This is a genomic window from Streptomyces cupreus (genome assembly GCF_014257025.1).
GTDB lineage: Bacteria > Actinomycetota > Actinomycetes > Streptomycetales > Streptomycetaceae > Streptomyces > Streptomyces cupreus.
Genome location: NZ_JACMSF010000010.1, coordinates 98,605 through 118,690, shown reverse-complemented (window position 1 = coordinate 118,690; position 20,086 = coordinate 98,605). Strand labels below are relative to the sequence as shown.

The 20,086-nt window shown below is 71.2% G+C and carries 22 protein-coding genes; 10 read left to right on the top strand and 12 right to left on the bottom strand.

The window, feature by feature from the left end:
• Window positions 1–5: 5 nt before the first annotated feature.
• The gene (locus H4N64_RS12355; protein WP_186282300.1) at window positions 6–452 is read right to left on the bottom strand and encodes a nuclear transport factor 2 family protein; all 447 of its coding nucleotides are present in this window, start codon (window positions 450–452) and stop codon (window positions 6–8) included.
• A gap of 107 nt (window positions 453–559) precedes the next feature.
• Here H4N64_RS12355 and H4N64_RS12350 point away from each other — a divergent pair, with 107 nt between their 5' ends.
• Together H4N64_RS12350 and H4N64_RS12345 are read left to right on the top strand one after the other, a co-directional pair.
• Window positions 560–1,111 (top strand): TetR/AcrR family transcriptional regulator, encoded by a 552-nt coding sequence (locus H4N64_RS12350; protein WP_186282299.1) that lies wholly within the window; start codon window positions 560–562, stop codon window positions 1,109–1,111.
• Window positions 1,112–1,327: 216 nt separating this feature from the next.
• Window positions 1,328–1,777 carry a nitroreductase family deazaflavin-dependent oxidoreductase gene (locus H4N64_RS12345; protein WP_186282298.1) on the top strand — a complete coding sequence of 150 codons (450 nt, stop codon included), beginning with the start codon at window positions 1,328–1,330 and terminating at the stop codon, window positions 1,775–1,777.
• Between the two features lie 64 nt (window positions 1,778–1,841).
• Here the strand turns inward: H4N64_RS12345 and H4N64_RS12340 are convergent, their stop codons facing one another.
• A complete protein-coding gene (locus tag H4N64_RS12340; protein ID WP_186282297.1) occupies window positions 1,842–2,810 on the bottom strand; it encodes a cation diffusion facilitator family transporter in 969 nt (322 codons plus the stop codon).
• Between the two features lie 92 nt (window positions 2,811–2,902).
• On the opposite strand from H4N64_RS12340, the gene H4N64_RS12335 reads away from it, so the two are divergent.
• Complete coding sequence (locus H4N64_RS12335; RefSeq protein ID WP_186282296.1) at window positions 2,903–3,913, top strand: glutathione S-transferase family protein; 1,011 nt, start codon at window positions 2,903–2,905, stop codon at window positions 3,911–3,913.
• Between the two features lie 9 nt (window positions 3,914–3,922).
• Window positions 3,923–4,237, top strand: a complete 315-nt coding sequence (locus H4N64_RS12330) for a DUF4235 domain-containing protein (protein WP_186282295.1) — start codon at window positions 3,923–3,925, stop codon at window positions 4,235–4,237.
• Between the two features lies 1 nt (window position 4,238).
• On the opposite strand, the gene H4N64_RS12325 is transcribed toward H4N64_RS12330, so the two are convergent.
• From H4N64_RS12325 to H4N64_RS12315, 3 genes are all read right to left on the bottom strand, one after another.
• Window positions 4,239–4,631 (bottom strand): VOC family protein, encoded by a 393-nt coding sequence (locus H4N64_RS12325; RefSeq protein WP_186282294.1) that lies wholly within the window; start codon window positions 4,629–4,631, stop codon window positions 4,239–4,241.
• 80 nt (window positions 4,632–4,711) lie between these two features.
• Entirely contained in the window at window positions 4,712–5,176 is a 465-nt protein-coding gene (locus tag H4N64_RS12320; protein WP_186282293.1) for a pyridoxamine 5'-phosphate oxidase family protein, read from the bottom strand.
• Between the two features lie 58 nt (window positions 5,177–5,234).
• Entirely contained in the window at window positions 5,235–5,948 is a 714-nt protein-coding gene (locus tag H4N64_RS12315; RefSeq protein WP_186282292.1) for a TetR/AcrR family transcriptional regulator, read from the bottom strand.
• Window positions 5,949–6,073: 125 nt separating this feature from the next.
• On the opposite strand from H4N64_RS12315, the gene H4N64_RS12310 reads away from it, so the two are divergent.
• The 3 genes from H4N64_RS12310 to H4N64_RS12300 all read left to right on the top strand — a co-directional run bounded on the left by H4N64_RS12310 (window position 6,074) and on the right by H4N64_RS12300 (window position 11,520).
• On the top strand, window positions 6,074–7,567 hold the full coding sequence (locus tag H4N64_RS12310) for an APC family permease (protein WP_186282291.1): 1,494 nt from the start codon (window positions 6,074–6,076) through the stop codon (window positions 7,565–7,567).
• Between the two features lie 163 nt (window positions 7,568–7,730).
• Entirely contained in the window at window positions 7,731–9,365 is a 1,635-nt protein-coding gene (locus H4N64_RS12305) for an amidohydrolase (protein WP_186282290.1), read from the top strand.
• A gap of 538 nt (window positions 9,366–9,903) precedes the next feature.
• On the top strand, window positions 9,904–11,520 hold the full coding sequence (locus tag H4N64_RS12300) for a hypothetical protein (protein WP_260859680.1): 1,617 nt from the start codon (window positions 9,904–9,906) through the stop codon (window positions 11,518–11,520).
• A gap of 150 nt (window positions 11,521–11,670) precedes the next feature.
• Here H4N64_RS12300 and H4N64_RS12295 read toward each other — a convergent pair whose 3' ends face one another.
• From H4N64_RS12295 to H4N64_RS12275, 5 genes are read right to left on the bottom strand one after another with little or no spacing between them, the layout of a single operon-like run.
• Entirely contained in the window at window positions 11,671–12,921 is a 1,251-nt protein-coding gene (locus H4N64_RS12295) for a cytochrome P450 (RefSeq protein WP_186282289.1), read from the bottom strand.
• A complete protein-coding gene (locus H4N64_RS12290) occupies window positions 12,918–13,526 on the bottom strand; it encodes an ATP/GTP-binding protein (RefSeq protein ID WP_186282288.1) in 609 nt (202 codons plus the stop codon). Before H4N64_RS12290 ends, H4N64_RS12295 begins: the two co-directional genes overlap by 4 nt.
• Entirely contained in the window at window positions 13,507–13,878 is a 372-nt protein-coding gene (locus tag H4N64_RS12285) for a DUF742 domain-containing protein (protein ID WP_186282287.1), read from the bottom strand. Before H4N64_RS12285 ends, H4N64_RS12290 begins: the two co-directional genes overlap by 20 nt.
• The gene (locus tag H4N64_RS12280) at window positions 13,875–14,288 is read right to left on the bottom strand and encodes a roadblock/LC7 domain-containing protein (protein ID WP_186282286.1); all 414 of its coding nucleotides are present in this window, start codon (window positions 14,286–14,288) and stop codon (window positions 13,875–13,877) included. The genes H4N64_RS12285 and H4N64_RS12280 overlap by 4 nt, the downstream gene beginning before the upstream one ends.
• Window positions 14,285–15,988 (bottom strand): ATP-binding protein, encoded by a 1,704-nt coding sequence (locus H4N64_RS12275; protein ID WP_186282285.1) that lies wholly within the window; start codon window positions 15,986–15,988, stop codon window positions 14,285–14,287. Before H4N64_RS12275 ends, H4N64_RS12280 begins: the two co-directional genes overlap by 4 nt.
• A 267-nt stretch (window positions 15,989–16,255) precedes the next feature.
• Here H4N64_RS12275 and H4N64_RS12270 point away from each other — a divergent pair, with 267 nt between their 5' ends.
• Window positions 16,256–16,618, top strand: a complete 363-nt coding sequence (locus H4N64_RS12270; protein ID WP_186282284.1) for a DUF1304 domain-containing protein — start codon at window positions 16,256–16,258, stop codon at window positions 16,616–16,618.
• Complete coding sequence (locus H4N64_RS12265; protein ID WP_186282283.1) at window positions 16,615–17,178, top strand: TetR/AcrR family transcriptional regulator; 564 nt, start codon at window positions 16,615–16,617, stop codon at window positions 17,176–17,178. Before H4N64_RS12270 ends, H4N64_RS12265 begins: the two co-directional genes overlap by 4 nt.
• Before the next feature lie 3 nt (window positions 17,179–17,181).
• Here the strand turns inward: H4N64_RS12265 and H4N64_RS12260 are convergent, their stop codons facing one another.
• Window positions 17,182–18,036, bottom strand: a complete 855-nt coding sequence (locus H4N64_RS12260; protein WP_186282282.1) for a hypothetical protein — start codon at window positions 18,034–18,036, stop codon at window positions 17,182–17,184.
• A 62-nt stretch (window positions 18,037–18,098) separates the two neighbouring features.
• Window positions 18,099–19,049: a GlxA family transcriptional regulator gene (locus H4N64_RS12255; RefSeq protein ID WP_186282281.1), complete on the bottom strand. Its 951-nt coding sequence runs from the start codon at window positions 19,047–19,049 to the stop codon at window positions 18,099–18,101.
• Between the two features lie 71 nt (window positions 19,050–19,120).
• Here H4N64_RS12255 and H4N64_RS12250 point away from each other — a divergent pair, with 71 nt between their 5' ends.
• A complete protein-coding gene (locus H4N64_RS12250; protein WP_186282280.1) occupies window positions 19,121–20,071 on the top strand; it encodes an NADP-dependent oxidoreductase in 951 nt (316 codons plus the stop codon).
• Window positions 20,072–20,086: the final 15 nt, after the last annotated feature.

Genomic DNA, 20,086 nt, shown 5'->3' with positions numbered 1-20,086 from the left:
GCACCCTACTGAACGGGCAGCGGCTCCTCCTTGCGCGGGCCGAGGATGCGGCGCTCGTGCGCCTCGATCGGGACGTCGTTGATGCTGGCCTCCCGCCGGGTCATCAGCCCGTACTCGTCGAACTCCCACAGTTCATTGCCGTACGACCGCCACCACTGGCCGTCGGCGTCGCGGGACTCGTACTGGAAGCGGACCGCGATGCGGTTGCCGTCGAAGGCCCACAGGTCCTTGCGCAGGGCGTACTCGCGCTCGCGGGCCCACTTGGCGGTGAGGAACTCGACGATCTCGGCGCGGCCGGCGAGGAAGGTGTCGCGGTTGCGCCAGACGGAGTCCTCGGAGTAGGCGAGCGCGACCTTGTGCGGGTCGCGGGTGTTCCAGGCGTCCTCGGCGGCCCGCACCTTCCGCGCGGCGGACTCGCGGGTGAAGGGGGGCAGGGGCGGGCGGTCGGTCATGGCGGCCTCCTGACTACGGGAGAACGTTCGTTCTCCGCTACGATCCGTACGGTATGAGAACGCACGTTCTCGCGTCAAGGAGCCGTCGGAACAGGGAGTGGCCGGACATGGACAGCGCAACCGCCCGGGAACGGGCCCTGGACGCCGCGGAGGAGCTGTTCTACGGCCGGGGCATCCAGTCGGTCGGCATGGACGAGCTCCGCGGCGCCTCCGGGGTTTCCCTCAAGCGGCTCTACCAGCTGTTCCCCGCCAAGGAACAGCTGGTAGAGGCCTATCTGGAGCGCCGCGATGAACGCTGGCGCGGCCGCCTCGCCGCTCATGTGGACCGCGAACCGGACCCCGCCCGGCGGATCCCGGCCGTCTTCGACTGGCTGGAGGAGTGGTTCGCCGAGGACGGCTTCCGCGGCTGCGCCTGGATCAACTCCTACGGCGAACTCGGCGCCACCTCGGACCGGGTGGCGGAGCAAGTCCGGGCGCACAAACGGGCGTTCCGCGACTACCTCCGCACCCTGGTGGCGGGCGCGGGGCTGCCCGCCGACCTGACCGGGCCGCTGTTCCTGCTGGCCGAGGGCGCCATGGTCACGGCGGGCATCACCGGGAGCGCCCGACCGGCCGCGGAGGCCCGGGAGGCGGCCCGGCGGCTGGTGGAGTCCCGCTGAGGTCAGGCCGCCGCGATGGCTGCGCCGTGCCGAGGTGACCGTCCTCGATCCGGCGGGGCTCAGCCGGCCGGCGCCGACACGCTGATGGCTTCGACCGCCCGTGGCTCTTGCCGCCGGGTTTGCAGGGCCGGTTGGCACACCATGGTGGATGAAACGCGCACGCATGTGCGTTGTAGGTGGGCGTCAGGCGCGGAACACGACGATGGGACGGATGCCATGCCTCTTGAGGGCGAGTACGAACCCAGCCCGACCCAGTGGGTGCGCGAGCAGGTGGAGTTGTACGAGAGCTCCGGCGGCACCAAGGGCACGACCTTGCGGGACACCGGGCTGCCGGTGATCCTGCTGACCACCCGGGGCGCCAGGAGCGGCAAGATCCGCAAGACGCCGTTGATGCGGGTGGAGCACGCGGGACGGTACGCCGCGGTCGCCTCCCTGGGCGGGGCGCCCAAGCACCCGGTTTGGTACCACAACGTCAAGGCCGATCCCCTGGTGGAGCTCCAGGACGGCCCGGACAAGCGGGAGATGAGGGCCCGTGAGGTCACCGGCGCCGAGAAGTCCGAGTGGTGGGAGCGTGCCGTGGCGGCGTATCCGCCGTACGCCGACTACCAGGAGAAGACCGAGCGCGAGATTCCGGTGTTCGTGCTGGAGCCGGTCGAGGGCGACTGACGGCCCTCGCGGAAAATTCTTGTTTCCGGGACGCATGAACCCCCGTTCGCCGGGCACACGTGCGTCAGGCCCCGCCGCGTTCCCCCGTCGCGGCGGGGCTTTGCCGTGCCTCCTGGGCGGCGCGGTCGGTGATGTCCAGGAAGATCTGTTCCGCCTCGGGCACGGCGTCGGCGACGGCCCGCTTGATCCGTACCGCGACCTCCTCGACCTCTTCGCTGTCCAGACCCGGTACGAGGTCGACGCGGGCGGCGATCAGGGCCGTCTCCAGGCCCGTCTTCATGGTGAACAGCGCCTCCACGCTGTCGATCTCGGGCTGTTCGCGCAGCAGCGACCGGATCCGGTCCGCCGCCTCGGGGTCGGCGGCCTCGCCGATCAGCCGGTCGCGGGCGTCGCGGCCCAGACGGTAGGCGACGTAGACGAGCAGGGCGCCGATGGCGAGGGAGGCGGCCGCCTCGTAGACCACCTGGCCGGTGACCATGTGCAGGGCCATGCCCCCGAGGGCGAGGCTCACGCCGAGCACCGCCGTGCCGTCCTCGGCGACAACGGTGCGCAGGGCCGGGTCGCGCAGGCCGCCCTCGGCGACGCCGCCCTGGCGGTGCGCCTGGTGCAGGGCCCGGGCCAGCGAGGTGCCCTCGGCGAGGAGGGCGACGCCGAGCACGATCATGCCGGCCACGTAGCCCTCCAGCTTGTGCTCGGCGCCGTTCCTGAGGGCCTCGAAGCCCTGGAAGAAGGAGAAGCAGCCGCCCATGACGAAGATCCCGACGGCGGCGAGCAGCGACCAGAAGAAGCGCTCCTTGCCGTAGCCGAAGGGGTGCCGGCGGTCTGCGGGGCGGCGGCTGCGGCGCAGCGCGGCCAGCAGGAAGAGCTCGTTGACGCTGTCGGCGACCGAGTGCGCGGCCTCCGAGAGCAGCGCGGGTGACTGGGCGATCAGACCGCCGACGGTCTTGGCCACGGCGATGACCAGGTTGGCCGCGAGCGCCACCACCACGGTGACCCGCGTCCTGCGGTCCGCCCTTGTCGCCTCGCCGCTCACCTTCGCCGAATGCCCGGGAAGGGGCGGATCACACCGTGCCGGCCGGCGAAATCGGGGGACCCGGGGGGTGTCCGCCAGGAAGGAGGGGCGTGATGCCCGACGACGGCAACGCCGCGTACGGCCACAAGTCGTTCAAGCGGTCCCCGAGCCATTTCACCGACCGGATCACCGCCGACGGCCGGGACGGCTGGCCGGTGGAGCCGGGGCGCTACCGGCTGGTGGTCAGCCGTGCCTGTCCGTGGGCGAGCCGGGCGGTGATCTCCCGGCGGCTCCTGGGCCTGGAGGGCGCCCTGTCGATGGCCGTCGCCGACCCGATCCAGGACGACCGCAGCTGGCGTTTCACCCTCGACGCGGACGGCCGCGACCCGGTCCTCGGAATCCGCTTCCTCGCCGAGGCCTACGACGCGCGTGAGAAGGACGCCCCGGGCGGGGTGAGCGTGCCCGCGATCGTGGACGTGCCGAGCGGCCGGCTGGTCACCAACGACTTCCAGCGCATCCCCCTGGACCTCGCCACCGAGTGGACGGCCCTGCATCGGGACGGGGCGCCGGACCTGTATCCGCGCAAGGCGCGCGGCGAGATCGACACGGTCATGGCGGAGGTCTACGAGGACGTCAACAACGGGGTGTACGCGGCCGGGTTCGCCGTGGACCAGGAGGAGTACGAGGCGGCCTGCGCGGGGGTGTTCCGGCGGCTGGAGCTGCTCGCCCGCCGGCTGGAGGGGCAGCGGTATCTGGTCGGGGACACGATCACCGAGGCGGACATCCGGCTGTTCACCACGTTGGTGCGTTTCGACGCCGTCTATCACGGTCACTTCAAGTGCAACTTGTGGAAGCTGGCGGAGAATCCGGTGCTGTGGGCGTACGCCCGCGATCTGTTCCAGACGCCCGGGTTCGGTGACACCGTCGACTTCGACCACATCAAACGGCACTACCACCAGGTGCACACCGGCATCAATCCGACCGGCATCGTGCCCCTCGGACCGGACCTGTCCGGTTGGCGCGGCCCGCATGATCGCGAGAGGCTGGGCGGCCGGCCCTTCGGCACCGGCACCCCGCCCGGTCCTGTGCCCGCGGCCGAGGAGGTTCCGGCCCTGACCGCTTAGGAGGCAGACGTGGCCAAGAAGAAGCAGCAGAAGCTCAAACTCCCCCTGGCCTACAAACCGCTCGGGTTCGTGATCGGCTGGGCGGGCGGCACGCTCGCGGGCCTCGCCTTCCAGGCGACGTGGAAGGCGATCCGGCACGAGGACGACGCCCCCGATCCACTGGACCGGGAGCGCGGCTGGGGCGAGATCCTGCTGGCCGCCGCGCTCCAGGGCGCCATCTTCGCGGTGGTCCGCAGCGCCGTGAACCGCACGGGCGCGAAGGCGGTGGAGCGGAAGACGGGCGTGTGGCCGTCCAGTGGGAAGAAGGACGAAGCGGCCTCCTGACCTATCCCTGCTTCGGTGCCGTCGACGAGGTGCGGCGCAGGGTGAAGGAGTGGCCGGCCGGGTCGGCGTAGCCGCGTTCCTCGAACGGGCCCGCGGCGTCCTTGGTGTCCAGCGGGCGCCCGCCCAGGCCGACCACCCTGCGCTCGGCCTCGTCCAGGTCCTCCACCACGAAGTCCAGATGGACCTGGAGGGAGTTCTCCGGGCGCGGCCAGCTCGGCGGGGTGGCGTTGACGTCGCGACGGAACGCCAGCCGGATGCCGTCGGCGCCCCTGATCTCCACGCGGTTGGCGGTCGCGTCGGTCTGCTCGGCCTCCAGCAACTCCTTGTAGAACACGGCGAGCATCTCGGGCTCGACACAGTCGAGCACCACGACGCCCGCTTTCACCAGTGCCATGTCTCCTCCGTACGGTTCCGGGCGGCGGGGCCGAACTGCCCCGCCGCCCTCCACCGTTCGGATATCCCGGCCCGCGAAAATCAGTCCGCGACCAGCCACGCTCCGTCACGCATCAGCTCCCGCCCGTCGAGCTCGTCGGCCTCGCGCCAGGCCTGGACGCGCCGCGGCCGCACCCGGAAGTACAGGTACTCGGTGGTGAGTTCGCGCGGGTCGAAGCCGGTCCTGGCGGCGAACCGGTCGCCCTCCCCAGCGCGCAGTTCGGCCACCGTCAGCGTCTCGACGGTGCCCTCGATCATCACGACGTCACGGGTCGGCCCGACGCCCAGCCGCACCGTGCCGGTGGCCTTGAGGTTCCTCCCGGTGGGGCTGGCGGCGGGGGTCGCGAGGAGCAGCGTCTCACCGTCCCAGAGAAAGGACAGCGGCACGAGGTAGGGCGCTCCCCCGTCGGCCCCGGCGGTGGCGACCCACAGGTCCTCGTCGTGCTCCAGGCGGTGCAGGGTGTCGAGCTTGCGCTGCTTCGCGGGACGTGCGGGCGGTGGGGTCATCGGGGGACTGCCTCCTGGCGGTACGTCGGTCGGTGCGGGCCAGTGTGGCAGCGGATGATCACGTACGTCGCTGGATTTCCGCGAGCCGGGCCGCCGCCGCGCCGAGCAGCAGGTCCAGCGCGGCCGGATAGGAACTGCGCCGCATGTCGGCGACGAGATGGCGGGCGGTCGCCGCGATGTGCGGGTGGGTGTCGGCGGGAAGCCGGGCGTACGTCGCCTCCCATACGGCGCTCTCGGCGTCCCGTGCCGCCTTCGGCAGGGCCGTGCCGGCCGAGTCCAGGGCGCCGAAGGCGAGGGCCTGGTCGACGAAGGCGTGGTAGACGCGCACCGCCTCGGGGTCGGGGAAACCGGCTTCCCGCAGCACGCCGAGGATGGTCTCCACGGCCTGGATCTCGTGCGCCCGTCCGGTCACCCGGTAGGAGCTGAGCACGGCGGCCCGGGGGTGGGCGAGCGCCCCCGCGTGCATCCGCAGGCCCAGGTCACGCAGGTCGGCACGCCAGTCGCCGGTCGGCCGCCAGGTCCGAAGGGTGCGTCCGATCAGCTCGTCGGCGATGGCGAGCATCAGGTCGTCGGTGTGCCGGAAGTAGCGGTACAGGGAGCTGGGGTCGGCACCCAGGGCGCGGCCCAGGCGGCGCACGGACAGGGCTTCGGCGCCGTGCTCCTCGATCAGCCGCAGCGCGGTGGCGACGATCAGTTCCTCGGACAGCACGACGCCCTCCTTGGTGGGGCGCCGTCGTCGCCGGGCGGCGGCCGGGACGACACGGTCGCTCATGGTTGCCTCCCTCGGGCCGGGTGGCCGCACCTTATGACAACACCGTTGACCTGTGAAGTGCACGGCCAGTTTCATGTGCGGTCACCGGGGCCTACCGAGGCCCCCTGGTGCGAGCGGAGCCCGCCATGACCGACACTCCCCCAGCCGTGGACCCACCCGCGCTGCGCAAGTCTCTCGGCGTCCTCGACGGCGTCGCCATCGCTGCGTCCAGTACGGCGGCCACCACCAGCATCGGCATCGGCCTCGGGGTCACCGCCGGGGTGGTCGGCCTGCATCTCCCGGCGATCATGCTGCTGGCGTTCCTGCCGGTGCTCGGTATCGCGGGCGCCTACGCCCGCCTCAACCGCGTCGAGCCGAACGCGGGCAACGGCTATGTGTGGGTGGGCCGTTCGCTCAACCCCTGGCTCGGCTTCATGGTCGGCTGGGTGAGCATCGTGGCGACGGTGGCGTTCCTCGCCTACACCACCGCGGTCACCGGCTCGGCGATCATCCAGCTGGCCGGGGACGCCGGGCTGCACCGGCTGGGCGGCCTCGACCTGGACCCGGGCTCGACCGCGCAGACGACCGCGGTGGGCATCGTGGTCCTGGTCGCGGTCACCCTGACCGCCGTGACCGGCATCCGCAAGGCCGCCCGCCTCCAGGGCTGGCTGCTGATCTTCGAGTACGCCGTCCTGCTCGGCTTTTGCGGATACGGCATCGTCACAGGACCGCACGGCTTCAGCCTGAGCTGGTTCGACCCGTTCGCGATCCCGACGCCGACGGCGCTCGCACAGGGCCTGCTGCTGTCGGTGTTCTGCTACTGGGGCTTCGAGGCGGCGTTCACCGTCAACGAGGAGGTGCGCGACCCCCGGGACGCCGCCAAGGCGGGCTTCACCACCCTGTTCACGATGCTGGCGCTGTTCCTGCTCGGCTCGGTCGCCTTTCAACGCGTCCTGTCCGAGGAGGAGTTGGCCGGTCATGGCGCTGAGGGGCTGGCGTTCTTCGGTGACCGTCTCGCCTCCCAGCCGATGGCGGCGCTGCCCCTGGTGGCGCTGATGTTCTCGGCGGTCGCCTCGCTCCAGGCCGGGGTGATCCCGACGGCCCGGGGGATGTTCGCGATGAGCCGGGACCGTACGCTCGGCGCGGTGTGGTCCAAGGTCAGCCCCCGGTACGGGACCCCGGCCGCCGGGACGCTGCTGATCGGCGCGCTCGCGGCGGGGGTCGCGACGCTCGCCCTGGTCATCCCGCGCCTCGCGGACATGATCATGGCGACGGTGAGCGCCGTGGGCATCGTGGTCGCCCTGTCCTACGCGCTGACCGCCCTCGCCGCCGCCGTCCGCTTCCGCTCGCTGCTGCGCGAGGACTGGCGGCAGGGCCTGCGGGCGGTGGTGCTGCCCACGCTGAGCGCGCTGGCCCTGCTTGGGCTCGGCGGCTATCTCGGCTGGTCCTTCTACACCTCCGCCGACCACTTCGAAGTCAGCGCCGACAACGGCTGGTTCCTGCTGGCCACGCCCCTGGCGATGATCACGTCCGGCTTCCTGGCCGCCGTATGGGCCCGCTTCGTGCGCAGGTCGCCGTACTTCCGTACCGGCGAGGGCACCGACGCGGAGGCCGCCGAGCTCATCCCGACACCCCACTGAGCGCTCCGTTCAAAGTGCCGGGTTGCGCTGTCGATCAGCTGCGGCACCGCCGGGGCTCGTCGCGGCCCGCGGCGGAGCCGCACATCGATACCGTCCCGCGCCCCTGAAGGGGCGTCGGCGCCCCCCACCGTCGACTCCCCCTGACCTACCAAGGAACCCGAATATGCACGCAGATCTGCTCTTCACCGGCGGTCCCGTCCTCACCCCCGAGGGCCGCACCGCCACCGCCGTGGCCGTCACCGGCGACCGGATCACCGCCGTGGGAGGGGGCGAGGTCCTCGAACTCGCCGGGCCGCGCACCGAGATGGTGGACCTCGCCGGACGGCTGCTGCTGCCCGGCTTCCAGGACGCGCACGTCCATCCCGTGCCGGCGGGGCTTGAGCTCACCCAGTGCGATCTGACCCGGGCGAAGACCGCGGCCGAGTCCGTCGCCGCCGTGCGCGCGTACGCCGAGGCGCATCCCGAGCGGGAGTGGATCACCGGCGGCGGCTGGTCCATGGAGGCGTTCGAGGGCGGTACCCCGACCAAGGAGCTGCTGGACACGGTCGTGCCCGACCGGCCGGTGTATCTGCCCAACCGCGACCACCACGGCGCGTGGGTCAACAGCCGCGCCCTGGAACTCGCCGGAGTCACCCGCGACACGCCCGACCCGGCCGACGGGCGGATCGAACGGAACGCGGCCGGTGAGCCGAGCGGGACCCTCCAGGAGGGCGCCATGCAGCTCGTCGGACGCCTCACACCCCCGGCCACGTCGAAGGACCGGCTCGCCGCGCTGCTGCACGCCCAGCGCCATCTGCACGCGCTCGGCATCACGGCCTGGCAGGACGCGCTCGTCGGGGACTTCCTCGGCATGGACGACCCGGCGCAGGCGTATCTGGCGGCCGCCCGCGACGGCTCGCTGACCGCGCGTGTCGTCGGCGCCCTGTGGTGGGACCGGGAGCGCGGGGCCGAGCAGATCCCCGAACTCGTTGAGAAACGGGCCGCGTTGAGCCACGGCCGGTTCCGGGCGGGCACCGTCAAGCTGATGCTGGACGGGGTCGCCGAGACCGGGACGGCGGCACTGCTCGACCCGTACCTGGACAAGTGCGGCTGCGCCACCGCCAACCGGGGCACCAGCTTCATCGACCCCGGGCAACTTCCCAAGCATGTCACCGAGTTGGACGCGCTCGGCTTCCAGTGCCACTTCCACGCCCTGGGCGACCGTGCGGTACGCGACGCCCTGGACGCGATCGAGGCCGCGCGCACCGCGAACGGACGGAGCGACACGCGGCCCCACCTGGCGCATCTTCAGATCGTGCACCCCGACGACGTGCCGCGTTTCGCCCGCCTCGGCGCCACCGCCAACATCCAGCCGCTGTGGGCGGCGCACGAACCGCAGATGGACGAGCTGACCATTCCCTTCCTGGGGCCCGAACGGGCCGCGTGGCAGTACCCGTTCGGTGCGCTGCTGCGCTCCGGCGCCACGCTCGCGGCGGGCAGCGACTGGCCGGTGAGCAGCCCCGATCCGCTGGAGGGCATCCATGTCGCGGTCAACCGGGTGGCGCCGGACACAGGCGGCGCGCCGGTGTTCCTGCCCGCCGAACGCCTGACTCTCACCGAGGCGTTGACCGCGTACACGGCCGGATCGGCGTATGTGAACCACCTCGACGACACCGGTCGGGTGCGCGAGGGGGCGCTGGCGGATCTGGTCGTCCTGGACCGCGACCCCTTCGCCGCTCCGCCCGAGGTGATCGCGAAGACCCGGGTGGCGCTGACCTATGTCGGGGGCGCGCGAGTATACGCAGCTCAAGAGGCATAAGCAGTAACGGAGATCACGGTCGGGTCACGGTGTAGGTCATTTACGCTCTGGGAAGCCTCGTTCCGCTTCTCGGTTCAACTTTCGCACCACGAAGCCGAGTTCGAGTGCGTGGGCGGTCTCCCCCTGGGCCGCCCACTCGCAGGGGTGGGGGGTTCTGCGCGCCGTCTCCCGAAAGGAACCACATGCCTCAGGACGTCACCTCCGACCTCCCCCTTCGACACCCCCGTCAGCCGACCCACACGCCTCGGCCGACATAGCCGAGGTGGCGCATGAGCCCATCGTCACCCCGCTGTGCCCCGCGGGCAGGAGGCCGCGGGTTCGGCGAGGCCGTCGCGGAAGGCACAGAAGACTCTCGGACACGACCGGGCGACAACCACGGTCGATCGATTCCGTTGTCATGACCACAGCTTTATGGGAGACCGGTGTGAAATCTCGAATAGTAAGTGCTGTTCCGAAGGCGTCCGCCGACAGTTTGCTCCCAGCGCAGCCAAGCTCCCAGCTCCAGCCCACGGAGGCGGGGAACACCCTGGCCCGCCTCATGGTGAACCGCATCAACGGGAGCACGGAGCAGTACCGAAGGTGCCAGACCGACGCTCAGCAGCGGCTGGAGGCCCTCGGATCCCCCCACTCCAGCACCACGCTGCATGTGGAGGGAGCCTTTCATCTGGCGCAGACCGCGTTCCTCCCTCCCGACGAGGAGGGCTACGCCAGGTTGAGGCACCTCGAAACCAGCCTGCGCATGATCGAAGCGGCCTTCCCGCAAGTCAGCACCGATATCGAGGTCTGCCGACTGACCTGCACGATGCTGGAAGGGGCCTGGAGGAGCCGGGCACTCACCCCGCCGCGCGAGGAGGAGCAGACAACCGTCTGCGCCTGCCCTCTGTGCCGTCGGCTGCCCACGCCCCCCGCACGCACGCTGGACGACTACCGTTGGCGGCAGAGCGCCGGTCGTCCCCTCACCGTCAAGACCTGGCCTTACCGCCGGGAACTCGACAGCGTCCTGACCGGTGGATGGTCCTGGACCCGGCAGATGAACGACCTTGAACAAGACCTCGGCCACCGCCACCGCTTCGAAGACGACATCCTCGTCTTCCACGAATACAAACGCGTGATCGACACCATCGACACAACGCGCCTCACCCACCACGTCGAAGGCCGCTTGGCCGAGAATTTCAGCGCCAACAGCGCACGGGCCCTGGTCTCCGGACTCTTCGCGGCCCACAAGCGGTCCGTCGACGAGTACTGGCTCCAACAGCACGACGCGGGCAGCGTCACGCTCCCCCAGACCAACCCGCTCAACCAGAGCACCTACTCACTCCTGCAGATGCTGGACTGCCTGTTCTGGCACGTCGCACCCGACACCGAACTCTGGCAGGAAGAAAACCTCGCCTCCCTCCTGCTGTGCCGCGTCATCGACGACATGGCCGACGTACGAGCCGACGCCCTCACCGGCGAGATCAGCAACTTCTGGCTCTCCGAAATGCCCACCCACACCAAGGCCCTCTACGCCGCCTGCGCCATAGCCCTCGTCAAGTACGGCTGCATGCCCGAGGCGCACGACCCGATGTGGAACACCTGGCTGATGACCACCACCATCGTCTGGATGGGGCTCACGGGCCGCCACGCCCTGTGGTTCGACGGCATCACCCAGGGCCTCCCCCCGGCCGAGGAGTGCCCGCTCTGCGACCTGCAGCCCAACCCATGCACCGGCATCCTCACCCACGGCAGCACCCTCACCATCGCCCCGCGGCGCACCGCGCCGGCACTGAGCGCCCGGACCGCCGAGCTGTCCGCACGCTGCCGAGCCCAATACCCCCAGACATGGCCCCTCTTCGACACCGAGCTCCATGCCTTCGAAGCACTGCACGGCCCCTGGTACGGCGACATCGACAGCACCTGGGAGATCCTGCGCCGCACCTATATCGCCGCTGTGGAGGCATCCAGAGCCGCACCGTCCGCGGCCCGCGCTCGTCAAGTCCAACAAGACGCCGGCGTAGTCGGATCCGAGAAGTTTCACACCCTGCACGACCCTCGAACCGGGAGGGAAGACACCACACTGCTCGCCTACATGTTCGGCTGCGCCCACCCGCATTTCCTCTGGAACGCCACGGGATACCGCCCCACGGACGTCGCAGGCGACTGGCTCGACGGCTGACGCCACCTCGGACCGGTGCTGCGGCCCATTCCGAGTGAGCGGTCATGTCCGCGCTGCTCGGCTGCACCTCCGAACGGTGGACTCCACCCCCGTCGGCTGTGGCTGCTCCCACGCGACCCGGCCGGGGGGTCCGGCCGGGTCGCGGTGGTGTCAGATGGAGAACTCGACCGGCAGGTTGTCGAGCCGGGACTCCCAGGTGGAGGCGGTCGAGGAGAGCTCCTCCGACGGCACGGCCAGGCGCAGGCCCGGCAGCCGGTGCAGCAGGACGTCCACGCCGACCTCGATGATGGACTGGCCGATGTTCTGCCCCGGGCACTCGTGCGGTCCGGCGCTGAATGCCAGGTGCGACTGGTTGCCCTGGACGGCGACGGCCGATTCGGGCCGTACCTCCGGGTCGACGTTGCCGGCGGCCAGGCCCAGGACGAGCAGTTCGCCCTCCTGGATGTGATGGCCTCCGAGCTCCAGGTCGGAGGCCGCGAACCGGCCCGGCAGCACGGCCAGCGGCGGGGTGTCCCACATGACCTGCTCCACCACCGAGGAGATGTTCAGCTGCCCGCTGACCAGACCGGACAGCCGGGCAGCGTCGGTGAGGACCAGTTGCAGGACCCGGGCCAGCAGGTTGCTGGTGGTGGTGTGCGCGGCCATCAGCACCAGGCGCAGATGGCTGACGACCTCGTCGTGGTCGAGGCCGGCCGGGTGCTCCAGCAGAGCCGTGGCGAAGTCGGAGCCCGGCTCGGCCCGCTTGCGGTCGGCGAGTTCCGCGAGGATCTGCATGATCCGGCCGTTGTGCTCAAGGGCGCCCTCGCCGCCCTTGAAGACCTGGGCGCACGACTCCACCAGGCGTAGCGCGTCCCCCGCGGGAAGGCCCAGGATCCGGGTGAGCACGAGCATCGGCAGATGCTGGGCGTAGTCGGCCACGAGGTCGGCGCGCCCGGCTTCGGCGAACGCGTCGATCTGTTTGTTCGCGAAGTACGTGGCGTGTCGCCGCACGCCGCGACTGGACGCCGCGAGCAGCCCGTCGGTGACCGCGCCGCGCAACCGGCGGTGCGGTTCGCCGTCCTGGGAGACGCAGTCGGGCCGCCAGCCGACCATCGGGATGAGCGGCGAGGTCTCGTCGACGCGCCCCTCCCGCCAGTCCCGCCAGATCCGAGCGTCCCGGCTGAACTGGCGCGGGTTGTCGAGCACCCGCCGGTTGTCCCGGTAGCCGAGGACCAGCCAGGCGGGGACGTCGCCCTCAAGCAGCACCGGTGCGACCGAACCGTGCTCCTTGCGCAGCCGCTCGTAGATCCCCTGTGGATCGGTCGCCGCCTCCGGCCCGTACAGCCGGGCGAGGTCGGCTCCGCCGTGGGCGACGGGGCAGCCGCGCGGGGCGTCGGCGCCGTTTAAGGGCTGATCGGTCATCGGGACTCCAGAGCGACGGCAGAGCGGTCCTTCAAGTGTCGTATCAGGGTGACGAGTACGTCCCGGCTGGAAGCCCGGTCGCGGGCGTCGCAGACCACGACCGGGATGTGCTCGGGGATGTCGAGGGCGTCCCGTATCTCCTCGATGGGGTGTTCCTTGGAGTCGGGGAAGACGTTCAGGGCGATGACGAAGGGGACCTCCAGGCGCTCCATCTCCTCGATCGCCCGGAAGCTGGAGGCGAGTCGGCGGGTGTCGACCAGAACCACCGCGCCGAGCGCGCCCTTGAACAGGCCGTTCCACAGGAACCAGAAGCGTTCCTGGCCCGGGGTGCCGAACAGGTACAGCATCAGGCTGTCGTTGATGCTGATCTTGCCGAAGTCCAGGCTGACGGTGGTCTCCGTCTTGTCGGCGACGCCGATCAGATGGTCGACGTCGGCGCTCGCCTGGGTGAGGGTCTCCTCGGTGGTGAGCGGCTTGATGTCGCTCACCGAGCGGACCATGGTGGTCTTCCCGGTGCCGAAACCGCCGGCGATCATCACCTTCACCGAGCGGGTGCCACCGTCGGCCGCCTGTCCCCCGGGGTGGTCAAAGCCTTTCAAGTCCACTGAGTACCTCCTCAAGGAGCGCGAGGTCGGGCCCGCGGCCGGCGCCGTGCGCCGGGATGGGGTCACGGGCTTCTACGCGACCTGCCTCCAGCAGATCCGCCAACAGCACCGCGAGAATGTTGAAGGGCAATCCGAGGTGGGCGCCGAGTTCGGCCACCGACAGCGGATCGCGGCAGCGCCGGAGGATCTCCTCGTGCTCGTGCTGCATGCCCGGTACCGAGGCCGCGCGGGAGACGATGAGGGTCGCCACGTCAAGGCTCGACGCCGAACCGCCCGGTCCGCTGCGCCCCTTGGTGAGGACGTAGTAGCGCTCAAGACCGGACGGGTCCGTGGGCCGGCGGGGAGCACTCATCCAGAGTGCTCCTCCTCCAGGCGCGGAGTGGTGCCTAGCAGCTCGCCCATCCTGCGCGCCAGGTCCCTCATCTGATGTCCGAGCAGCCCCTGGTCCAGGCCCTCCCGGGCGAGGACGCCGAGATAGGTCTCCACCCCGGCCCGTACGACGAACAGGTGGCCGCCGTCGACCTCGATCATCGCCAGCCTGAGCTGCCCCGCGTACTTGGGGAACTGCTCGGCGACCGGCTGGGCCAGCGCCTGCAGACCGGCCACCACGGCAGCGAAGCGGTCCACGTCGTCGGGGTCTTCGGCGCCGTAGGAAGTGATGGCCTTGCCGTCGCTGGAGGCCACCAGGGCGAAGCGGATCTCCGGGATGGACTCCACCAGATCGCGGAGCGCCCAGCTCACGTCGGTTCCCTGCTGCGTCATACGGACTTGTCGCTCTCTTCGATGTGGTGCTCGGTGGACTCGCGCCCGGCAAAGGCCCCGGGGCCGTCTTCGCCGGGGTCCCGGCCGGCCGTGGCGAAGGCCGCCAGGCCGGCGAAGGACGCGTCCGGCGGGACAGCCGCGACCGCGGTCCCCTCGCTGCGCTCGGCGCGTTCGGCCGGCTCGGGGCGTGCCGCCTCGCCGCGCTTGCTGCGGCGCCGGGGCAGACCTCCGGGCGTGGTCTCCACGTCGTCGCCCGCTTCCGCCTCGACCGGCTCGGTGGCGGTGGCGGTCGCCGCGAGCCGGGCCGCCGGGGCGGCCGACGCGGTGGTCGCGGCGGACGCGGGCAGCGGGCTGAAGTACTTGTGCGGGACCACGATCACCACCGAGGTGCCGAGCCACGCCGAGTCGGCGTAGGTGACCCGGATGCCGTAGCGGCGGGCCAGCGTGCCGACGACCCGAAGGCCGATGCTGGCGTCCTCCGAGATGCCGCCGAGTCCGGCGCCGGGCGCGGTGCCGGCCAGGGCGTGCTCGGCCTCGCGCTTCTTCTCCTCGCTCAGGCCCTTGCCGGAGTCCTGGATCTCGATGCCGACGCCGTTCGGCACCTCCTTGCCGGAGACGACCACCGGCTCGGTGGGCGGCGAGTAGCGGGCCGCGTTGTCCAGGACGTGGGCGAAGATCAGCGTGAGGTGGTCCACCAGGCCGCCGTCGACGCCGAGTTCGGGCAGATGACGTACCTCGACCCGGTGGAAGTCCTTGATCCGGCCGATGCCGCCGCGGACCACGCTGAGCAGCCGCTGCGGCTCCTGCCACTGCCGGCCTGGCCGGTCCGAGCCGCCGAGCACGCCGACGCTGGCGGCGAGACAGTCGGCGGGGCCGATCGCCTGGTCCAGCTCCATCAGCCCGCGCGCCACGGACGGCAGCCGCCCGTGCTCGCCCTGCATCTCGTGCAGACGGCCACGGAGTTTGCTGGTCAGGACGTGGATGCGGTTGCCGATGCTGATCACGGCCTGTTCGGCGGAGGTCGAGCGGTTGAACTCCGCCTCGACGCCGATCAGGGAGGTCCGCAGGATCTTGCGCAGTTCGCCCTGGAGCTCGGAACTGACCTTGGCGCACTGGTTGGTGGCCGGCAGCAGGTCGTCGACCGCCTCTCCGGCGCGCAGCCGCTCCAGTGCCTCGGGCAGCTGTTCATGGGCGAGGCGGGCGACCGCGTCGTGCTGGTGGGTCAGCTGTTCCTTGAAGACCTCGGCCTGGTCGGCGAGCTGGGCCTCGTAGGACTCGGACTGTCCGGCCAGCCGCTCCTCGAACGCCCTGGCCTGCTCGGCCAGTTGCGCCTCGTAGGCGCCGGCCTGCTCGGCGAGCCGGCTCTCCACGGCGGCGCGCTCGCCCTCCTGGGCCACGCGCTCGGCCGCGTACTTCCGCTCCAGGCCCGCCACATGCTGCTGCCACTGCTGCGAGTGCTCGGCCTGCGAGGCGCGGAACTCGCTCTCGGCGCGGCGCAGTTGGGTGCGGGTGCGGATCAGGAGTCGTACGCACACGCTGCTCGCGGCGGTCGCCGCGGCACCGGCGACGGCGGCGGTAATTCGCTCGGAGCTCATGAATGTCGCGGCTACCGTCCCGCCACCTAAGGCCAGCGGCATCAACCACCAGCTGTACCAGGCGACAGGGGCCCGCGCCGCCGGGGGCGGAGTGGCGAGTTCCATCTGCATCCTTCGAACCAACGCGATCAAGACAAGGGGGGTGCGCAAGGGACCGCACTCATGAGTACGCACCGCGAGAGAACCGATCGCGATCGGGTCAACTCGCAGCGCCGTGAGGGAGCTTATCGGGTTCGAGGACCAAAGGATCAAACTCGCCCGACTCATGTAGGTGAGGGTTCCGTCACTCTCCGCCAGGAATCGGTGCGAATCGAACCTGGACAGCTGTCCATGTATAGTGGACACCTGTCCAGGAATGAGAGTGGAGCATCCATGGAAACGGTCGCGAACGTGCTGGTGGGCCTGGTGGCCGCGCTGCATGTCTACATCCTGGTGATGGAGATGTTCCTGTGGCAGAAGAAGCCCGGCCGGGGGCTGCACGGTTTTGATCCGGAGATGGCCCGGGCGACCGCGCCGATGGCCGCCAACCAGGGCCTGTACAACGGCTTTCTGGCGGCCGGTCTGATCTGGGGGCTGATCGCGGCCGACCCCACGGGCCATCGCGTCCAGGTCTTCTTCCTGGTCTGTGTCGTGATCGCGGGCGTGTACGGCGCGGCCACCGCGAACCCCCGCATCCTGATCGCGCAGGCGCTCCCCGGCGCCCTCGCCCTGGCCGCCGTCCTGGTCGCCGGATGAGCACGCCCCCGCCCGAGGACCCACGGACCGCCCGCACCCGGGAGCGACTGCGCCGGGCCCTGCTCGACGAGTGCGCCGAGCGGCCGCTGGCCCGGGTCTCGGTGGCCGCGGTGGTACGCCGGGCCGAGGTCGGCCGGGCCACGTTCTATCTGCACTACGACGGCCTGGAGGCGCTGGCCGTCGATGCCTGCGCGGATGTGGTGCGCGAGGCCGTGGAGGCGCTGCACGCCTGGCGGGGCCGTCCCGACCCGGTGCACGCGCCGCCCGCGCTGGTGGAGTTCTTCGCCTCGCTCACCCCGCACTCCGCCCTGTACCGGGAGTTGCTGAGCCCGGGCGGCCAAGGACCGCTCGGCCAGGTCCTGCACCGGGACCTCAGGGCGTACAGCCTGCGGGAGCGGGAACTGGCGGGGAGGGCGGACGCCCCCCTCGTCGCGTCCGCCGTCGCCGCCACGTTCGCCGGGGTGCTGGGCGACTGGCTGCACGGCCTGATCGAGGCCACGTCCGAGGAAGTGGCCCATCAGGTCTGGCAGTTGCTGGTCGCGCTGCACGCCAGCCGCTGACGGCTACTTGCAGCCGAAGCCGTCCTTCACCTCGGGCCAGGCCTCCACGCCGTCAGGAGTGCGGATGTACGCCGTCGTCGGGTCGTGGTCCGTCAGCCACAACTCCCGGTCCTTGTACCGGTATCCGGTGTCGCGGGCGTCGGCGGGCAGGCGGACGTCGCCGTCGTACGAGGAGGTGAGCGAGCCCGGGGGCAGCACCTTCGCGGGGTCGCGGGCGTAGAGCCTGCCGTCCTCGCCCCGGCCCGTCGACAGGAAGCGGGCCTCCTGCCAGTCGCAGTGCTCCGGCCCGACGCTGCTGTTCACCGTGGTGATCGGCACCCGTCGGCCGTCCCGGCCGGTCCAGATTTCGTACCACTGCGCGTCGGTGAAGCTCTCCGGGAGTTCGGCCGGGTCACAGGAGGCGCTGGTCTCCGCGCCCCAACCGGGCCGGTTCTTCCGGTCCTTGGCGACGATCACCGCGACCTTGGTGTGGCCCTCTACGTCGAGGGAGTACAGCACCCGGTCGCCTTCCCGGCGCTCCTCGCGGTAGCCGGTGCGCGGCACGTCCGGCTGCTCGATGTCGAAGTACGCCTGAAGCCCTTCCGCCGCGGTGGAGCCGCCGTCCCCCTCGCTCCACGGTTCGCTGCCGCCGCCGGAGTAGATCTCCCCGTCGCACTCCAGGGCGCGGCCCGCGGCACCCGACTCGATGCGCGTCGCCCGTGGGCTGTCCTCGTCGAGGTTTCGCGCGGGCACATGCAGCGGTCCGCTGTACGGCGTGGCCGGCGCCGCGCCCTCGACGACCACGCCCTCCCCGCCGTCACCGCAGCCCACCGCGGTCACGGCCACCACGAACGCCACCGCCATCAGCTTGGTGCGCATTCCCACCCCCTGTTTCTCCGTGCCGTTCCTCGCTGCTCCGACGCGGCAGCGACCAGGAACGTTCAGGCGCGGCGGGATTCCTGGAACGTGCGCCGGTAGGCCTGCGGTGAGACCCCGATCGCCGCGTGCAGATGCTGGCGCAGGGAGGCGCCGGTGGCGAAGCCGACCTCGCCGGCGATGTGGTCCACCGGCAGATCGCTGGCCTCCAGCAGGTGGCGGGCCCGGGCGACCCGCTGCTGGATGAGCCAGCGGCCGGGGCTGAGGCCGACCTCGTCGTTGAAGCGGCGGGCGAAGGTACGACCGCTCATCCGGGCGTGGGCGGCGAGATCGGCCAGCGTCAGTGGTTCGCCGAGGCGTTCCAGGGCCCAGGCGCGGGTGGCGGCCGTACTGGCGGCGCCCGGCTGCGGGACGGGCTGCGGGATGTACTGGGCCTGGCCACCGTCGCGGAACGGCGGGACGACGCACGAGCGGGCGACGAGGTTGGCCAGCTCGCTGCCGTGGTCCTTGCGCACGATGTGCAGGCAGACGTCGACGCCGGAGGCGGCGCCGGCCGAGGTGAGGATCCGGCCGTCGTCGACGAAGAGGACGTCCGGGTCGAGGTCGATGTGCGGGTACCGGCGCCGGAAGAGATCGGCCAGGTGCCAGTGGGTCGTCGCCTTGCGTCCGTCGAGCAGCCCGGCCGCGGCGAGGACGAAAGCTCCGGTGCAGATGGAGACGATGCGTGCCGTGGGGCGGATCAGTTCGAGAGCGGCGGTGACCTCGTCGGAGAGGTCGTCGGGGATGCGGGACGGGTCGATGGCCGCGATCACCACGGTGTCGGCGGTGGCCAGGACGTCGGGACCCTGCTCGACGCCGATGGTGAAGTCGGCGTTGGTGCGCACCGGCCGGCCGTCGACGGAGCAGGTCAGCACCTCGTAGCGGCCCAGCGTCGCGCCGAAGATGCGGGCAGGGATGCCGAGCTCGAAGGGGTAGACCCCGTCGAGCGCCAGCACGACCACGCGTTCCTTGTCCATGGCACGATCCTATCGAAGGATGGCCATCTTGCCATTTCCCGAGCGAGCGGGTCTCGGCAGGCTGGTTGACCATGAGCACTGTGAACACGATGCGCGCCATCACCCAGGACGTCCTCGGCGGCCCCGAGGTCCTGAAGGAAGCCGAGCTGGAGCGGCCCGCGCCGCGCCCGAACGAGATCCTGGTCCGCGTACGGGCGGCGGGGATCAACCCGACCGACTGGAAGCACCGCGAGCACGGCGGCTTCCTGGGGCAGCCGCCCTTCGTCCTCGGCTGGGACGTCTCCGGAGTGGTCGAGGAGGCCGGCATCGGCGTCGCCCGGTTCAAGCCCGGCGACGAGGTCTTCGGCATGCTGCCGTACCCCTTCGGCCATGGCTCGCACGCCGAGTACGTCACCGGCCCGGCCCGCGCCTTCGCGCTGAAGCCCGCCGTGATCGACCACGTCCAGGGGGGCGCGCTGCCGCTGGTCTCCCTGACGGCATGGCAGGCGCTGGTCGAGACGGCCGATCTCCGGCCGGGGCAGCGGGTGCTGATCCACGCGGCGGCCGGCGGGGTCGGGCATGTGGCCGTGCAGATCGCCAAGGCGCGCGGCGCCCACGTCATCGGCACCGCGAGCGCGGGCAAGCACGACTTCCTGCGGAAGCTGGGCGCGGACGAGCTGATCGACTACCGGTCGACCGACTTCGCCGAGGCCGTGCGGGACGTCGATGTCGTCCTGGACACGATCGGCGACGACTACAGCCTGCGCTCGCTGCGTGTGCTGCGTCCGGGCGGGCTGCTGGTGTCGATCCTGCCGGTCGGCTCGGCCGAGCTGTACACCGAGGCCGAGCGGCTCGGCGTGCGCGCGCTGCGGATGCTGGTCGACGCCTCCCACTCCGGGATGAAGGCCATCGCGGACCTCGTCGAGCGGGGCGCCCTGCGCGCCACCGTCGCCGGGACCTTCCCGCTGGCCGACGCCGCCGAGGCACACCGCCTCGGCGACACCGGCCGGACCACCGGAAAGCTGGTCCTGCTGGGCGAGTGACCCGGGTCAGAGCCG

What these genes read in the sequence shown, in the direction of transcription:
- H4N64_RS12305 (WP_186282290.1), top strand. Translation starts at nt 7,731, where the DNA reads ATGCACGCAGATCTGCTCTTCACCGGCGGTCCCGTCCTCACCCCCGAG.
- H4N64_RS12345 (WP_186282298.1), top strand. Translation starts at nt 1,328, where the DNA reads ATGCCTCTTGAGGGCGAGTACGAACCCAGCCCGACCCAGTGGGTGCGC.
- H4N64_RS12300 (WP_260859680.1), top strand. Translation starts at nt 9,904, where the DNA reads ATGGTGAACCGCATCAACGGGAGCACGGAGCAGTACCGAAGGTGCCAG.
- H4N64_RS12355 (WP_186282300.1), bottom strand. Translation starts at nt 452, where the DNA reads ATGACCGACCGCCCGCCCCTGCCCCCCTTCACCCGCGAGTCCGCCGCG.
- H4N64_RS12250 (WP_186282280.1), top strand. Translation starts at nt 19,121, where the DNA reads ATGAGCACTGTGAACACGATGCGCGCCATCACCCAGGACGTCCTCGGC.
- H4N64_RS12285 (WP_186282287.1), bottom strand. Translation starts at nt 13,878, where the DNA reads ATGAGTGCTCCCCGCCGGCCCACGGACCCGTCCGGTCTTGAGCGCTAC.
- H4N64_RS12310 (WP_186282291.1), top strand. Translation starts at nt 6,074, where the DNA reads ATGACCGACACTCCCCCAGCCGTGGACCCACCCGCGCTGCGCAAGTCT.
- H4N64_RS12325 (WP_186282294.1), bottom strand. Translation starts at nt 4,631, where the DNA reads ATGGCACTGGTGAAAGCGGGCGTCGTGGTGCTCGACTGTGTCGAGCCC.
- H4N64_RS12295 (WP_186282289.1), bottom strand. Translation starts at nt 12,921, where the DNA reads ATGACCGATCAGCCCTTAAACGGCGCCGACGCCCCGCGCGGCTGCCCC.
- H4N64_RS12350 (WP_186282299.1), top strand. Translation starts at nt 560, where the DNA reads ATGGACAGCGCAACCGCCCGGGAACGGGCCCTGGACGCCGCGGAGGAG.
- H4N64_RS12335 (WP_186282296.1), top strand. Translation starts at nt 2,903, where the DNA reads ATGCCCGACGACGGCAACGCCGCGTACGGCCACAAGTCGTTCAAGCGG.
- H4N64_RS12320 (WP_186282293.1), bottom strand. Translation starts at nt 5,176, where the DNA reads ATGACCCCACCGCCCGCACGTCCCGCGAAGCAGCGCAAGCTCGACACC.
- H4N64_RS12265 (WP_186282283.1), top strand. Translation starts at nt 16,615, where the DNA reads ATGAGCACGCCCCCGCCCGAGGACCCACGGACCGCCCGCACCCGGGAG.
- H4N64_RS12255 (WP_186282281.1), bottom strand. Translation starts at nt 19,049, where the DNA reads ATGGACAAGGAACGCGTGGTCGTGCTGGCGCTCGACGGGGTCTACCCC.
- H4N64_RS12280 (WP_186282286.1), bottom strand. Translation starts at nt 14,288, where the DNA reads ATGACGCAGCAGGGAACCGACGTGAGCTGGGCGCTCCGCGATCTGGTG.
- H4N64_RS12275 (WP_186282285.1), bottom strand. Translation starts at nt 15,988, where the DNA reads ATGGAACTCGCCACTCCGCCCCCGGCGGCGCGGGCCCCTGTCGCCTGG.
- H4N64_RS12260 (WP_186282282.1), bottom strand. Translation starts at nt 18,036, where the DNA reads ATGCGCACCAAGCTGATGGCGGTGGCGTTCGTGGTGGCCGTGACCGCG.
- H4N64_RS12315 (WP_186282292.1), bottom strand. Translation starts at nt 5,948, where the DNA reads ATGAGCGACCGTGTCGTCCCGGCCGCCGCCCGGCGACGACGGCGCCCC.
- H4N64_RS12270 (WP_186282284.1), top strand. Translation starts at nt 16,256, where the DNA reads ATGGAAACGGTCGCGAACGTGCTGGTGGGCCTGGTGGCCGCGCTGCAT.